At 45.2% G+C, this 15048-nt stretch carries 13 protein-coding genes; 3 read left to right on the forward strand and 10 right to left on the reverse strand.

Annotation, left to right across the window (positions count from 1 at the left end):
* Positions 1-313: 313 nt before the first annotated feature.
* The gene (locus tag IPJ71_07595) at positions 314-1309 is read right to left on the reverse strand and encodes an NAD-dependent epimerase/dehydratase family protein (protein MBK7843547.1); all 996 of its coding nucleotides are present in this window, start codon (positions 1307-1309) and stop codon (positions 314-316) included.
* A 305-nt stretch (positions 1310-1614) separates the two neighbouring features.
* On the opposite strand from IPJ71_07595, the gene IPJ71_07600 reads away from it, so the two are divergent.
* The 3 genes from IPJ71_07600 to IPJ71_07610 all read left to right on the forward strand — a co-directional run bounded on the left by IPJ71_07600 (position 1615) and on the right by IPJ71_07610 (position 4692).
* Positions 1615-2142 carry a TIGR03546 family protein gene (locus IPJ71_07600; GenBank protein ID MBK7843548.1) on the forward strand — a complete coding sequence of 176 codons (528 nt, stop codon included), beginning with the start codon at positions 1615-1617 and terminating at the stop codon, positions 2140-2142.
* Positions 2143-2206: 64 nt separating this feature from the next.
* Positions 2207-4177, forward strand: coding sequence for a TIGR03545 family protein (locus IPJ71_07605; GenBank protein MBK7843549.1), 1971 nt, complete (start codon positions 2207-2209; stop codon positions 4175-4177).
* Positions 4174-4692 (forward strand): GNAT family N-acetyltransferase, encoded by a 519-nt coding sequence (locus tag IPJ71_07610; GenBank protein MBK7843550.1) that lies wholly within the window; start codon positions 4174-4176, stop codon positions 4690-4692. The genes IPJ71_07605 and IPJ71_07610 overlap by 4 nt, the downstream gene beginning before the upstream one ends.
* A 10-nt stretch (positions 4693-4702) precedes the next feature.
* Here the strand turns inward: IPJ71_07610 and IPJ71_07615 are convergent, their stop codons facing one another.
* The 9 genes from IPJ71_07615 to IPJ71_07655 form a co-directional block, all read right to left on the reverse strand.
* Entirely contained in the window at positions 4703-5347 is a 645-nt protein-coding gene (locus IPJ71_07615; protein MBK7843551.1) for a TlpA family protein disulfide reductase, read from the reverse strand.
* Between the two features lie 53 nt (positions 5348-5400).
* On the reverse strand, positions 5401-6408 hold the full coding sequence (locus IPJ71_07620; GenBank protein ID MBK7843552.1) for a hypothetical protein: 1008 nt from the start codon (positions 6406-6408) through the stop codon (positions 5401-5403).
* The gene (locus IPJ71_07625) at positions 6405-8153 is read right to left on the reverse strand and encodes a hypothetical protein (protein MBK7843553.1); all 1749 of its coding nucleotides are present in this window, start codon (positions 8151-8153) and stop codon (positions 6405-6407) included. The genes IPJ71_07620 and IPJ71_07625 overlap by 4 nt, the downstream gene beginning before the upstream one ends.
* Positions 8150-8875 carry an outer membrane beta-barrel domain-containing protein gene (locus IPJ71_07630; protein MBK7843554.1) on the reverse strand — a complete coding sequence of 242 codons (726 nt, stop codon included), beginning with the start codon at positions 8873-8875 and terminating at the stop codon, positions 8150-8152. Before IPJ71_07630 ends, IPJ71_07625 begins: the two co-directional genes overlap by 4 nt.
* A 30-nt stretch (positions 8876-8905) precedes the next feature.
* A complete protein-coding gene (locus IPJ71_07635; protein ID MBK7843555.1) occupies positions 8906-9730 on the reverse strand; it encodes a hypothetical protein in 825 nt (274 codons plus the stop codon).
* The gene (locus IPJ71_07640) at positions 9727-10257 is read right to left on the reverse strand and encodes a hypothetical protein (protein ID MBK7843556.1); all 531 of its coding nucleotides are present in this window, start codon (positions 10255-10257) and stop codon (positions 9727-9729) included. Before IPJ71_07640 ends, IPJ71_07635 begins: the two co-directional genes overlap by 4 nt.
* 16 nt (positions 10258-10273) lie before the next feature.
* Positions 10274-11569: an AgmX/PglI C-terminal domain-containing protein gene (locus IPJ71_07645; protein MBK7843557.1), complete on the reverse strand. Its 1296-nt coding sequence runs from the start codon at positions 11567-11569 to the stop codon at positions 10274-10276.
* A gap of 63 nt (positions 11570-11632) precedes the next feature.
* Positions 11633-11953, reverse strand: a complete 321-nt coding sequence (locus tag IPJ71_07650; protein MBK7843558.1) for a hypothetical protein — start codon at positions 11951-11953, stop codon at positions 11633-11635.
* 2 nt (positions 11954-11955) lie between these two features.
* Positions 11956-15030 carry a tetratricopeptide repeat protein gene (locus IPJ71_07655; GenBank protein ID MBK7843559.1) on the reverse strand — a complete coding sequence of 1025 codons (3075 nt, stop codon included), beginning with the start codon at positions 15028-15030 and terminating at the stop codon, positions 11956-11958.
* Positions 15031-15048 lie beyond the last annotated feature (18 nt).

The following is a 15048-nucleotide window of genomic DNA, read 5'->3' on the forward strand; positions in this document are numbered from 1 at the left end:
TCTTCCTGAAGCACATCCTCTTCATTTTTGAAAAGCTCCTTTATTGCAGGTACATACAGAATCATCAGGTCTGGATACCAGAAAGTCACATCAGGACAACGACGAAAAAGAAGTCAATCAATCCCGCATCGGATCGACATTCATTTTGGGCGATCGCAAAAAAAAATATTTTTTGCCTTTGGCCCCTCAGCAATAACGCGATCTTTTGCTGGTTATAAGGCAAGGGCCGTGACTCGATACATCATCATCAATACCACATGTTGTTTTTACATCTTGTCACTTTTTTTGAAAGAGGGCATTTCTGGCTCTCTTGTCACTGATCACCGAGATTGTCGAACAGGCCGATGAGACCGTCAGAAAGGCGAAGTCTGGGATTAAATCCCAACTCCTTCCGAGCCAATTCGTAGCTTCCGCAAGATCTGTAAATATCTCCATCGCGAAAGCGACCGTAATGTATCTCGGGTCTTGGAGCCTGAGGGAGCCTTTTACTCCAAAGGCTCACGAGCCCTTCCGCAAGCGAACTCAAGGTCGTTTCCTCACCACTGCAGATATTATAGCTCTTACCAAACGCACTTTGCCGGGTGACGGTGGCTCCCAAAATATTTGCCGCCACCACGTCATCCACATGACAAAAATCCCGCGTAGTGGTTCCGTCTCCGTGAATCAAAATTGGATCACCTTTGCGAAGGGCTTCAATCCATTTTGGAATGACCGCTGCATAGGCCCCTTGCGGGTCCTGCCTCGGCCCATAAACATTAAAATATCTCAGACCAAGCGTTTCCATTTCATAGTGACGATGAAATTGCGCGGCATATAACTCGTCAACGAATTTTGTCACGGCATAGGGCGAAAGCAACTGCCCCAAATCACCTTCTGACTTAATCGCGGTGGGATTATCTCCGTAAACAGCACTGCTAGAAGCATAAACCACGCGCTTAACACCCTCATTCCTGGCTGAATTCAAAATATTCAGAAAGCCTGTTACGTTCGTATCATGGACGCAATGTGGGTTTTCGATACTCAGGGGTACCGACGCAACTGCCGCCTGATGAAGAACGACATGAACGCCCCTCAGGGCCCTTTCCATCATTCTCACATTGCCGACGTCATCACAGATAAATGAGAAACTCTTCTGTTGGCCGTTAGTTAGGCGACCCAACACCTGCTGGAGGTTCTCCCACCTGCCGGTAGAAAGATTGTCAACTCCGACCACTTTTTGGTTTTCGCCGAGAAGTCGTCCCACTAGGTGGGAACCAATAAATCCCGCCGCTCCCGTAACTAACCATGTCCTTCTATCCATTCTCTCCATCTGACGACTTACCTCTTTCAAGCCCACAACCTACACCCATCAAGCTGGAGATTCCATACCCCCTTTTCTGAATGCGTCGCATCTCGTGCCTTTCCCCCATCGATCCGGTTACTCCCATTAACTCTGTTCAGTTCTTGGCCAAAAAAAGGATAGAAGGATAGATTTGACTCGGAAGGAGAATACCGGAAAAATGATGCACAAACGAAACGGAACAAAACGACGCTGGGGTGGACTGAATTGAGCCGAGCCGAGTTGGACCGAAGAAGCAGTCTATAACTTTAGGAAAAATAAATAGGAACAAAGATATGGGATTAATCCTTAAACAGGTCTTTCAATTCATTAAACTCTTGAATTCTGAAAACGGAACCAATCAAATTGCAGCAGGTCTCGCTGCCGGATTCATTTTGGGAATGACTCCCGCGCTATCTCTTCAAACGCTTTTCGTCTTTGTTTGCATCTTCCTTTTTAGAATTCAAGCGGGAGCTGCAATGGTTTCTGCTGGATTTTTTTCGTTTGCGGGCTATCTCCTTGATCCTGTTTTTGACCTGGTTGGAAGGAAGGTTCTCGAGTTGTCACAACTCCAGGAGACATTTGTTTTTTTATACAATCTTCCCATTGTTCCCTTCACTCGGTTCAATAATTCCATCGTCATGGGCTCTGGTGTTTTTACGATCGTCGCCAGTCCCTTTGTTTTTGTGATCGCCCGTATGTTAGTTTTGAAATATCAAAAGGTCATTTTGGAGCGGTTTAAAAACACCAAGATTTGGAAGGGCGTTCAGGCTACTGCACTTTACAAGTGGTATTTCAAATACGACCAGCTTTACGGAGCCTGAGGCTGACATCGATTCCTTCTTTCATTGATAAGTGGACAAACGACTCAAAACAAGGACAACCAAATTGAGCTCATCGAAGACACCAGAAAAAGAGAAAGATAAAGCGAAAAAAGTGAAAGGGCCCGTGAGATGGGAAGCCGTCGTTCCGGTTACAGTTATATGTGTCTGTGCTGGATTGTATTTTTCCTTCCTGTTCGATAGCCATCTTCGCTACTTGATCGAATATACGGGAACCCATGTTCATGGGGCCGAGGTGAATGTTGGCCGAGTGAAAACCAGTTTTTTAGGTGGAAGCTTTCGTCTTTCTGAATTGCAGATCACTGACAAAGAGGATCCTTCTCGAAATATTGTCTCTATCGGAGAAATTCGCTTTGGTTTCCTGTGGGACGCCCTGTTACGCGCAAAATTCGTTGTCGAAGAAGCCTCTATTGTTGATATCCAGGCATTCTCTCCCCGAATGAGGCCCGGAAAGATTCTTCCTATCGAAGTCAGTGTCAAGGACGGGAAATCACCAGCCCTGGCAAAGCTTGAGAGTGGAATTATCGATCAAACCAAAAAGGAATTTGAAGGAAATCTTCTGAGTGATTTGGCCAATATCATTGAAGGAGCCGATCCAACCGCTCAAATTAAAAATCTTGAATCTAATCTTAAATCGAGCCTGAAGATCAAAGAACTGGAGACCAGTCTCAAAGAGAAGCAAGCCCTATGGGACGCACGTATCAAAGCGCTCCCAAAAAGTGAAGTGCTTAAAGATTTTGAAGCGAGAGTTAAGGCCATCAAAGTTGACACCAAAGATCCTGTCAAATTTGCCGCCTCCATCGGAGAAATCCAATCTCTTGTCAAAGAGGCCGATCAAAAGATAAAATCTGTCAAAGAAACAAGTGATGGCGTTAGCAACGATTTAAAAACCATCGACACAGCATTTAAAGACCTCGATCAGGTCATTAAGCAAGATATCCAGGACTTAGAAAAACATTTCAAGATCCCTCAGATCGACGTGGGTGATTTCTCAAAAAAATTATTTGGAAAGATGTTTGCGAATAAGCTCGTAACCATTCAAAAATACATGACGGTGGCCCGCGAATACCTACCTCCCCAGAAAACTGAAGAACAAAAGAAAGCTTCAGCTGATGAACAAATTGTCCCTCGCCCGCGAAGTGATGGCAAAACCTACCGTTTTCCTGTCACTCGAGGCTACCCTCTGTTTTGGCTAAAAAAGGCCAGCATTAATTCTGAACCCAGCCAAAGCAACGAATACAGTGGACGAGTGAGAGGTGAACTCCTTGATTTGACTTCGGACCCCGCCCAGATTGGAAAACCCACCGTAATCAACTTTGAAGGCGATTTTCCAAAGCAAATGCTCATGGGCCTCGTAACAAAAATTACCTTGGATCATACGACAGATAAGCCTAAAGAATCAATGCAGGCAAGCATAGCTTCCTTTCCAGTCCAACCTCAAAAATTTTCAGACAGCCTGGAAGTTAAGCTTGTACTCACTCAAGCCAAAGGAAGTTCTGATCTCAATGCTGTTCTCGAAGATGAAGAACTCAAAATCGCAGTTAAGAATAACTTTGCTGATCTAAAATATGATATCGAAGCCAGATCAAAAATGGTCCATGAGATTCTGACAAATGTAACCTCTGGAATACCCGTCATAACACTCGACGCAAGTGCCACTGGAAATTGGAAGAAGCTCAATTTAGGACTGCGATCAAATTTGGGTGATGAAATTGCCAAAGGTTTTAAGAAGCAACTGGACGAAAAGATTGAACAGGCCAGAGCCAAAATAAAGGCGCTTATAGACGAAAAAATCGCGGGGGAGCGAGCCAAATTTACCGCTGAACTAGACAAGGTCAAAGCACAGGTCAATAAGGAAATCGAAAAGGTCAATAGCGAGGTCAATAGGGCCAAAAAGGACGCTGAAGACCACCTTACTGGAAGCAAAAAGTCCGCTGAGAACGGACAAAAGAAAAAGGTTGAAGAAGCAGGAAAAAAGGTCATTGAGGATTTGAAGAAGAAGATAAAATTTAAATGAGAATCCATATTCGAGATGCAGACAGATCTAATTTCAATGAGATTGACCTCCTGATTGGCCGGGCCATGGAGGCGGTTCTCGAAACAATTCCCGAGTTCAACAGCGATCCAAAGCTCGCTCGCGAGGTGTTTCCTGATTTTACCTACGAAAAGACAAAAGGCATCATCCTGGGGTCAGACTCTACTGATCGGCATCATCGGATTCTAGTCGCCTCTGATGAACACGAAGAACTTATAGGACATTCAGTTTTTTCTATCAAAACCGATTCTGACAACTTGGCTTACGGAAGTTTTTTTAGTCACTACCTCACACCGGAACATCGTCGTTTTGGAATTGCTTCACGATTGTTAGCTTCGGCCGAAGAATGGATGGTGGCCCTGGGAGCCAAGTATGCGAAGGCCCAGGCACACGTTAAAAATATAAAAGCACAGAACTTATTTCGTAAATGCGGCTATCAGGTAACGGGGTCTCTCATCGGTCGCTGGCCCTATTATGAGCTAAAGAAAAATTGGTAGAGATCCTTTTTCACGTCTCGCCCACTTCTGACTCTTCAACCTCTTCGCCTTCCTCAGTATCGGTATCCGTACCCTCTTTTATCTTTGGATTTCTCAGTTCAACCAATTCCTTAAAAAAAGAAATGGCCTGTGGGCCATCCCACTTGTCCACGCCTGCTATTTTTCGGATCACTTTATTTTGATATCCCAATATATATGACTCTGGGAGAATCTCGGTGCCGTAAAGTCCCGCCACTCTCTGCGACTTGTCCCACATAATTTTGATATTCGGATCCTTCGCGTCAAAGGCCTTAATGAACGCCTGAAGTGCTTCGAGGCTGTGGTCGGCGCTGATCGCAAGCAAAACAACGTCTCCTTTCATTTCCTTGATCAAGTGAACCAAGGACGGAAACTCCTGAACGCAAGGTTCGCACCATGAGGCCCAAAAGCTCAGAATAACAATTTTGTCCTTGAAATCAGAGAGCTCTACACGATTTCCGTCAATATCCTCGATGCTAAAATCAGGGACTCCCTCCGCTTCCATCTCGTTCAATTTCTGAGTTCCGGGAGGAGGGCGCGATCCTTGAGTAAGAAAGTCCTGGTATTTCCACCACCCCAGCCACATAATGCCGGCCGCAAAAGCAACAGCAATCATTCCATTTAATCCGTGTCTCATTTTACCCTCTCCTCGAACTTAAGCTAAAGTCTGTTGCGGCAATCGGGCCTGAATTATTTTGGAGCCTCCAAGAGGGCGGGTATAAATCCGATTTCTAAATCCGTTCCGGGGGATTGTTCTTCAAGTTCAATTCCGGCCCCTAGATTGATTCCAACTCTTTCAGGATCATAACTCCAACCCCGCTTTAAATCCTCGGGGATGTCCTGTTTACCATAGCGAATCCGGATCGTCGAGACCACAGGAAGTTGCTTCAAAGGAATAAACATTCCCACTTTCTTAACGAGGTCGTCCCCGATTGCCCCCAAGCGGTCACCAAAATCGGGAGCACAAAGACTAAAAGAAAGCCCCTTGGTCATGTGCAAAAACTCTTCAATGCTCAATGGCTTCATTGCTGGATCATCCCTCTGACAGATATCATCGGCCGAGGGCACTATCACTCCATAAGTGATGAGCTTATCCTTGTCCCAGCTTTTTAGATTCATCAAAAACTGATAGAGCGCGTCGGCTCTCATCGAACTTTGATCAGCTGCATCTGTTACAAATACCAGGGCTAAAAAGGCTTGACTGCGATAGAAGGATCGATTGGCTCCGCTGAGATTTGGCTCAGAAAGAGCCAGTAGAGTCGGGTAAAAAACGCTTTCTGTCCCGGAACCACTGGTCCCGACAAGGAGGTTATTCCCTAGTCTGACCAATCCATCGGGAGTGCTTCGCTCAACAAAATTTGGAGTCCCTTGCAAGACTCCCGCATCGCCGTATTCGAAGTCAGTCGTGGTCACTCCAATGTGGTAGTCAAGAATCTGAGTCCTTGAAAGACCCTTTGTGAAAAGATCGATGTTAGACGACAAATTCCTCTGGTGCGTCGACATACTTCCTGAGCTATCGACCACAAAAAGGATATCCACCTGAGGCTTAAAGATCAGTTTGATGTCTCCAATCCTATTTTTGACTTCCACGGCTGGATCAGGTCGAGGGATGAGAAACTCATTGGCAGGAGGAGAACACCCGCTTACCACCGAGACCCAGAGGGCCGAAAAAAATGAGAAGCGAAATATCATGTTCAACGGGATCCTCCACGTGAGGCCAGACAACCCTTCTTGATGTTCACTTTATAATTGGTCAACTCATCGAACCATGTTTCGCCCTCAAATGGATATTTTACCGCGTGCTTCGCCTGACTCCCGGTCGAACCCAATTTAGCCAGGTCATCGCTCCTGTGCTTATCTTGATCCTGTATTTTCAAATTTGCTTTAATAATTCGATCGGCCCTTTCTATCTGCTGAATAACCTCCGCATCTACAATTTGCATCTTTTGCAAAATCCTCTGAATTTCGCTTACTTCTTCGCTCGCCAAGTCTTTAATACGAGCATAGGTTGCGCTTTTTGCACTCTGTAACTTCTGTTCCGCTAGCTTTTTAAGATCCTCCAATCGGGCCTGGAAACCAACCTGATCGCTTCCTCCGGTCAAAGACCGGGAATAAAGATCTCCTGCTAACTGAGATTCTTTTTCAAGAGCCTTCTGTGCTTGCACGAGATCAAAGAGAACCTCGTCACGACTCACGTAACTAGGTATTCTGCCTGCCGAGGGCCCCAAACTAAGCAATCGAACCCTTCCTTTTCTCAATTCGGTCATCAGCTTTTCGATATCAGGCGATTGACCCGTTTCCTTCAACGACATCATGATCTGTGCTCTGACTTTAAATCTTTTCCTAAATTCATTGATTGTATTCACAACTTCCGGATAGTCGCAAACTTTGAGAAAAGCCAATGCTCTCAAAAATATTGTCTCAGGACCGACCTGAGGAGCAAAATCCTTATGCATCAAGGTCTGGGTTACAGCCAAGGTATTCTGTGGCTCTCCCTTTCGAATATAGGACCAAGCCATCTCCTCTTGAGCCGTATACCAGTATTCGCTCTGCATGGGTATTTTGGAGTAGTAGCTGATGGCGGGACCCAGATAACCTTGCTGATAAAGCAGCCGAGCTGCGGTGACATTTTGTATATCTTCAGAAATCAGCTGACTCTTATCCTTCATTAAATGGGACAACACCTTTGCCGCTTTGGCAACATCCCCAACCAGCGAAAGGCCGAGTGCCATCTGCCACTCAAGCCAAGAACGCTCACGACTACCAACTCCAGTTTTTCTCAACAATTCAAATATTTTTCCTGTATCCGCCAAATCATGCATTTGTCGACTACGTACCTGGATCTCTGTTGCGACATCAAAGACAGACGTCCATTCGTCGCTCCAATTCACTTTAACTAGATTCCAAACAGGACTGCCAGCAGGAACCAAAAGCTTCCAAAGTTTTATAAGATCAGAGTGAATTTCATTTGGCTTTTCAATATCCATTAGATTTTGAAGACCATTCACCTCCAATTGGTTCTTAAACAAAAGAAATGCGTACAGAGCTCGCCCGGAAGACGTTTTTCGAAAATCACTTGTTTCAAAGGCCGGCCACCACTGATAAATCGCTTTCTCATATTGATTCTTGTCTAGAAAAGAAAGAAAGATATTTTGTTCAGCCGTGAGATTTCCCAATTCCTTTCGCAGAGAGGTGGTCCACTCATGCTGTTCTTGAAAGAGAGCATCATCCGGCTCTGCACCAAGAATATTCAAAAGCTCCTCTTGTTCAGTTGAATTGCCGACGCGTGCGCCTCGTTCCTTGGTCCCAGTCACCGTGGCATTCGGAGTCGAGGACGCAGTCGCAGTAACAGACGCAGACGCAGACGCAGACGCAGACGCAGACGCAGACGCAAGCATCAAGACCAGAGAGAGTTCAGTCAACCAAAAATGCTTCCTATTCATAACAAATACCCAAGCCCAAAATTTGCAACCATCAACTTCATATTTGCCGCCCCAGCCAATCTCTCGCTCTCATAATTGAGATAGCGTAGTTCCAACCGACTGGTAAGGTGTTGAGAAAACCAAAAACCAAAACCACCACCGGCTGTTACCGCCGCCGTGTTACCTGATTTCAATTCAATTTCGCCGTATCCAGCCAGAACATAAAAATCGAAATGAACGATTCCAATACCAAAGAAATTAAACTTTCCGTAGATAGGATAATAGTTGATGACCCCTTGATAGGACTGCTTAGGCCAATCCAATTCAGGAATGTAACCAAATTGGCTTATTAAGTGCTTTCCCTCTGAGGCCAATTCATTCATATAGTAGGAATACTTGAATCCTAAAGACCATCTCGGATTAAAATGAAAACTGTAGTCGAGGCCTGCATACTGACTATTTAAATAGGCATCTCCCCCCACGACATTGCCATATCCAAACTGAAATTCATTTCTCAAGTGTCGATTGACGATACGATTTTGAACAATTTCAATTTTAGTGTCAGGGTTGAGTGCCTTAGCTTGTTCCAAAAGAACCTTGTTTCCACCCAGAGAATTAAAATCCTCCATCAGATCGGCGATGCTCGTGTTCATGATAGCGAACGAAGTCAAACCTAGAATGATCTGAGATATTCTCTTTCTTTGCATTTTTATCCGTTCCATTTTTTCATCCGTTCCATCCATTCCATTTATGTCATCCCCTCCAACCTAAGGCTATTTCAGCACAACTGGGTCTTTGACAATTTCAACATGCCTCACAAATTCGCTGACTTCAAAATCGGAGGGCCGATAGGCATTTCGATTGATCACCCGAAAAGCAATCGGATACCTACCCAAGTCTGCTCTGACATCTAATTTGACTTCTAAGGATGTGAGTCGTGCCGAGGGAAGGGTAGGCGTAGGATCATTCGGTGGAGTCTCCTGCGATTTCGGCGGCTGCCAAGTCATGGTGCACTGGTATCTCCAGCTTTTATCTCTCACACACTTGCATTCAGCTGTCCCAGGCATCAGCGGATGACAATTTTCCTTGATCTCCACGGGATCAAGAACTCCATCTCCTTCGGGCTGCGCCCGAAAGCCAAGTGCCCCTATCGGAGCATAGACATCGAAGTTAATCACCGTTCGCTCGTTTTCTTTAACCTGCAAAATTGCATCTGGCCAAGTCGTGAGGGCCCTTGGGACTTTTGAAATAATAGGTAATGATACAAGGCGCGGTTTACTCGGCACGCCGCCCTCCGCAGATGGACGACCAAATCGAGAAGTGGCGATGAGACCAAAGCTAAAGAGATCTCGTCCCCCCGTTAGCTCCTTATCTCTTGCGTCTACAATTAAGCTATAAATCCAAACATTGGGATCATATTTTGGGTCCTTAGGGTCCATCCGAACTGGGTTTGGTTTCGATGTTGTTGAATTGGCCAGTCTTATCAAAGATGATCCGTCTCGCAATGTATTTTCAATTTGCACAAAAGTGAGATGAGGCTCTCGAAAGATGAACAAAGTACCATCACTCGAATCGAGATCGCGCACAGTGACCGTCATTTTTGCATTGTCCCTTCGATCACCTCCACTGGAGTATCTACCGAGATGATCTCCGGGCGTTCCACATTTCTCTGAACGAACAGGGGTATCTTGCGTATCATCGACAGGACTGGAGATCTCAGCGTGCTGATTTGTACCACCAGTTCATATATTGACATGTAGTCATTCCCAATCACAACATCCGCCTCAGGCGTCCAGACCATTATTCCAGTACCCTGATCGTAGCTTGCCCCTTTGGGGAGATTTTTGATTTCAATCTCAAAGGTTTCATTTGGAAATCCAAGGATAGTGCCACTGATTTTCAAAACACCTTCCTGATTCTCTACAAAATTTGGAATTTCTGGCTCTATCTCAAGCCTCATGGCCTCACGAGAAATAGGGTTTCGATCCTCTCTTGGTTTATCGCTTGGTGGAATGCCTTGCCTCACATTTTCAGGTTGCTTTGCAAGCGGATCTTGAGTCGTTCCTCCGCTGCAGCCAAAAAGAAAAAATACAATGCTGAAACTGAACAATATCACTCTCTGCATAACCATCCTCTTGAACTCAGCCCTGGCCGGTCCTACGCAATAGGAAGGGGTATGATACTTTGACCTCAACTCCCCCCTCGGGTAACGGAAATTTCCATGTTTTCAAACGAAGCAGAATGCAATCTTCAACGATCTTTGAATTGAGCGATGTGCTCCCTATGTCCGCGATTTTTACCAAACCACTTGTTCCAATAATGAAATTTATGGCCACTCTTCCCGAAAGCTTTGGATCACCCTGCAATCCCTGCTCGTAACAAAATCGGACTTGTCCCATATTTTTTTGAATCACCGCCGAGATCATCTCACTATCGAGACCGCCTTGAATGATTGCCTCTCTTCCCAAAGGAACAGGAGCGCCTCCGGCCGAACCGATCATGGTATTTTGTCCATATCCGTCTTTGCCTCCGCCTTTACCTTTGGTTCCATAACTACTGGTCCCATCTCCGTTCGCTCCATAGAGAGCGATTTGGCCCCCTCCGTCTTGACCTCCACCCTTGCCGGTCGAGCCGATCCCATCGGTCCCGATGCCTCCCGAGCCATAAATATTTCCTCCACCACCTAGAGGTGCCGACAAAATCCCTCGACCATAGAGTGTTGTCTGAACTCCTCCACTGCTCGCCGTTCCTCCCCCTCGCCCTGGGCCCGGAGAGGTTTTGATAGCCCCCAAGTTCACTCCACCAAACTGCTTTTGACCTGTGCCTGTCAAAGTTCCCAATACTCCGAGAGCACCCATACGCTTGATCCCACCACCGCTCCCGCCTCCACCTATGAGAGGCCCGCCTGAAGATTTCCCAAATGAATGCGGCAAGGCTTGTCTCGGTGATACCACCAGAGGTTTAGCAGGCTCTGGCTGTTCCACCACTTGAGGTTTCTCTTTGATTAGTTTGACGACATGTTCCACTGTTGGCGCCTCAGCTGGTTGAGGAATCTCCCGAGGCATTGATAACGACAAAAAAATCAATCCACCAATACCGACTGTCGACATTGCAAGACTCCGCCACCAGTGTCGACTTCCATCCTCCTCGACTATTTTGATATTTGATTCATGGCTGGATACATGAGGAACGAGTGCCAAGCGACCAATTCCTTCTATCTCAATCGGTGTCTGTTCAAGCTGAGTGCGAGAAAATTCATCACGGATAATTGTATATTCGATGCCTTCCTGATCTAGCCACCTTAGATCTGGATGGATTTCAATGCGGTTGGTATCGTGCCGAAAAACGAGAACAGCTGATTCACTCTCCCAGTCAAGAGTTCGAACAACTCGACCCATTTCATTCTCTAAAATCAACCGCCGATAAGTTTCCTGCATCACATCTCCAAAACCTAAAGATTTAAACCTTTGTGTCGCTACACATCTGATCAAAAAATGCCACTAATAACGGCTTGCACTCCTCTTGATTCTATCCTTGAAATCCTTGCGTATCACCAATAGTGAATCCAAGACTTTATCTTCCTCCACCGTCGCAACAGCTTCATCTGAAAAATGATATGTTCCCTGTACCAATAAGTCTTCAAAACTAAGACTTGTTGATAATTTATCCGAATTTTTATTGCCTTCCTGCTTTTCAATTTTCCTTACTTTCTCATCTTTCACTTTTGCTTCCATACCAACAGACGAGAGCTGACCACATGCGAACCCAATCATGAATAGAAAAACAAAAATCAGTCGTCCCCTCAAGAAAATTTGTCCCATCCTCACTCCCTCTTTGTAGACACCTGTGGCGAATCCGAAAGCTGGGCCAGGCGCCTCTCCAAATATCCGACCATTTCTTCCTTTCCCATCTTTCTTTCTAGAACAAGCAGCTTTTCAAGTGGATCACGATCAAACGGATTGTCTCTCACCAAGCTTCTCGCCCCCTCCAGTTCCACCAAAGATGGCAATGCAACTTTATTTGGATTCGGTAGCGACGTGTATAGTTCCTCCAGAGACTTCTTCATTGAATCAGGTGCCACGGCAGCCACCATTTTTAGTTCCGACAAATATCTGTCTCTCTGAATTCCTACCTGACTCGACAATTTTTCTCGAAATCCTGCAAGTAAATCTTCATGACTCCAAAATTCCGCAAACTTTGTGGTCAATTCAGATCCTCTGATTTGATGAGGAGCTGCCTGTTGAGAAAGTAATTGCAAATACTCTGTCTGCTGTTGCTCATTCATTCCAGACGGAACCGGAAGAGCCAGAATATCTGAATAGATTCGATTTGATTCTTGACCTAACAAACCAACTGTCAACATCTGGCTGGTCCAATCTTCCTTGGCCATTGCCTCCTTCAACATAACTTCTAACTTATTTAACATCGCCATGCGATCTTTTAGGGTACGTGCAAGAACTGCGTCGTTCTTGAAGCTGAGCGAATGAAGCTGAATTTTATCCTTTATGGCATTGTATCGTGCAAGATAGTCTTCGCGCCAAATAGACTTAGCTGATTCCGTTTTTGATAACACATCACCCGACAGACGCTTCAGAGCCCCAAGACGATCACCAAACTTAACATAAATCTCGTACTGTAGCTGCGCATAGGCCTCACTATCTGCTTTCAATATTGGTGCAAATTCATCAAATACCTTCTGCGAATAATTTGATTCCCTCACCAACCTAACAGCGAGACCAAATCGCCTCGCCGGGTCCTTTGTCAGATGTAAAAACTCCTGATAATAAGGTTTTGATTCGACTCCAACAAGATCAGCATACATCGCCAACTTTAGAAATTGCTCTTCTAAATTCTCCGAGCTCTTCATCTTTTCAGAAACCTTCAGTGCAGTCTTAAAATCAAGTTTAAGTTCGGCAAGCCAAGCTTGACTTGCCAAAGCCACCTGAAGGTCCTTTTCGTTGATCGATTTGATGGAAATTAGCTTTTCGATAGCAGCAGAAATCTGAGAAAGATCTCGCAATTTCTCAGCGTAGATCAATTTGGTTTTGTAATATGAAATCAATTCAGGATCTTTGGCTCCTTGGATTTTGAAGCGGTCAAGAATTCTCCAAGCTTTTTGTATCTTATTTAAATCGACCAACCGATCCGACTCTGCCACGGCCTGGTTGAGCACTGATCGCCGTGCCAAATCTTCGTATTCGTTCGCTTTGTCTTTAAATATTTTGGAGAATTCCAACGCCCATTTCTCTACCTCTCCATCTCTTTTTAAAATAACGAGAGAATCCATCGCAAGGTCAGCAGCCTGAATTTTTATTTCTAATGACTGATTTTCAGGCATCAGCGCAACATCGTGCAAGGCGAGGGCAGCATTTGTATAGTCCGCCTTTTTATACAAACGATGAGCTTTATGATAGCTAACTTCTACCCACTTGCTCCGTTCCTTACTTTTACGGACATAGTTGTCAAAAGAATAATCAAGAAGTTCGTCGCTTCCTGACTTCTCTCCAACTTCGATTTGACTCAAAAGTAATTTTTCATAACTTGGCATCTCAGTCATGTAGTTAGGCTCTGTCGTTAACCGAAGCATAGCTGCGCGATCAAAAAAATTCATCGCCTTTTTCCAATCTTTTCTCTGTTGGGCAAGCAGGGCCGCCCACACCACCATATCAAGGTCACTATTGAAGACCTCCAAATATTTTTCGTAGGCCGTTAATAAATCAGAGCCCGGATTGATTTTTTCCTCGCGATTCCAGTCAACCACATAGTTCTTAGTTCTCTGTTTGAGTTCTTTGCAACTGCCATCGACGCAGTTTCCAATCTGCCTCCAAAGGTTCATCGCCTTTTCGAATTGCTGTATCGATTCATCTCTGTGATTTTGAATTGATTCCAACTGTGCCAAACGAACATGGCCCTCTAAGCGCTTCACAGGATCCGACTGCTTATTCAAAAGAAATTTCCAAACACCGGCACTTTGACTCGCCTGTCCCAACCTTTCCAACTCGTTGGCGAGAAAAGTGACATTTTCAACTCGCGCGCTCTCGGGGCTTTGATTGTAAATCATCTCAATGTCAGCCATCGTCGTCCCCTTGCGGGAAACAAAGGTCGCTAAATCTCTCGAAACCTCCTCTTGAAATTGCTTATCGATGGAGATGATTCCGTCCTTTCTTGATTCCGACCGAGTCAGTAAATTAGGTGACTGTAATATGTCCTCTAGAATTTTCTTCGCGGTATCAAGCTCGCCCATATTGAAATGACACCATGCTTGTCGATACCTGACATATCCTCGATTTGCGAAGTCCTTGAAATTCAGGGCTTCCTCGTAATACTTGAGTGCCTCTTTGAACTGACGTCTTCTGTACATCAAATCTCCCTGAGAATTCTGGGCCTCCGCCAAGATTTCAGGATTTTTGTCCGTCTCAATGATCTTTCGATAGAGATCGAATGCCTTATTGGATTCCCCGTTTAACTCGTAAAGGTGACCCATTTGTGATAAAACTCTGCTCCGTCTGTCCTCCGAAAGTTTATTTACAACCTCAGAATAATAGCCGATGGCCCTCTCTCTCTCCCGATTTCCCGAACCGCAATCTGTACAGCCCTTGGCTGCTTCCTCATTTGACAAATGACGGGCCTTTTCTGCCAAGAGATCAGCCAAACGCAAAGTTACTGGAATCTTTGACTCGTCTTCTGGAGGAAGATTGAGATACACCTTTTCAAATTTCCCAATAAGAAGATCTGTCGTTCCAGAATCTTGTGCCTTCGACTTGTACTCAGAGGAAGGTGCCAGCGTGGACGCAGCACTTGGAACAACAGAAATTGATCGATCTGAGGCCATAGCGGATATTGACAGAGAAAAAAGATGAAATCCCAGAGCGACTGTCGTCACAATATGAATATTCAACACACCCAACCCCATTTC

Source organism: Bdellovibrionales bacterium (assembly GCA_016714165.1).
In the GTDB taxonomy this organism is placed as follows: Bacteria; Bdellovibrionota; Bdellovibrionia; order Bdellovibrionales; family UBA1609; genus JADJVA01.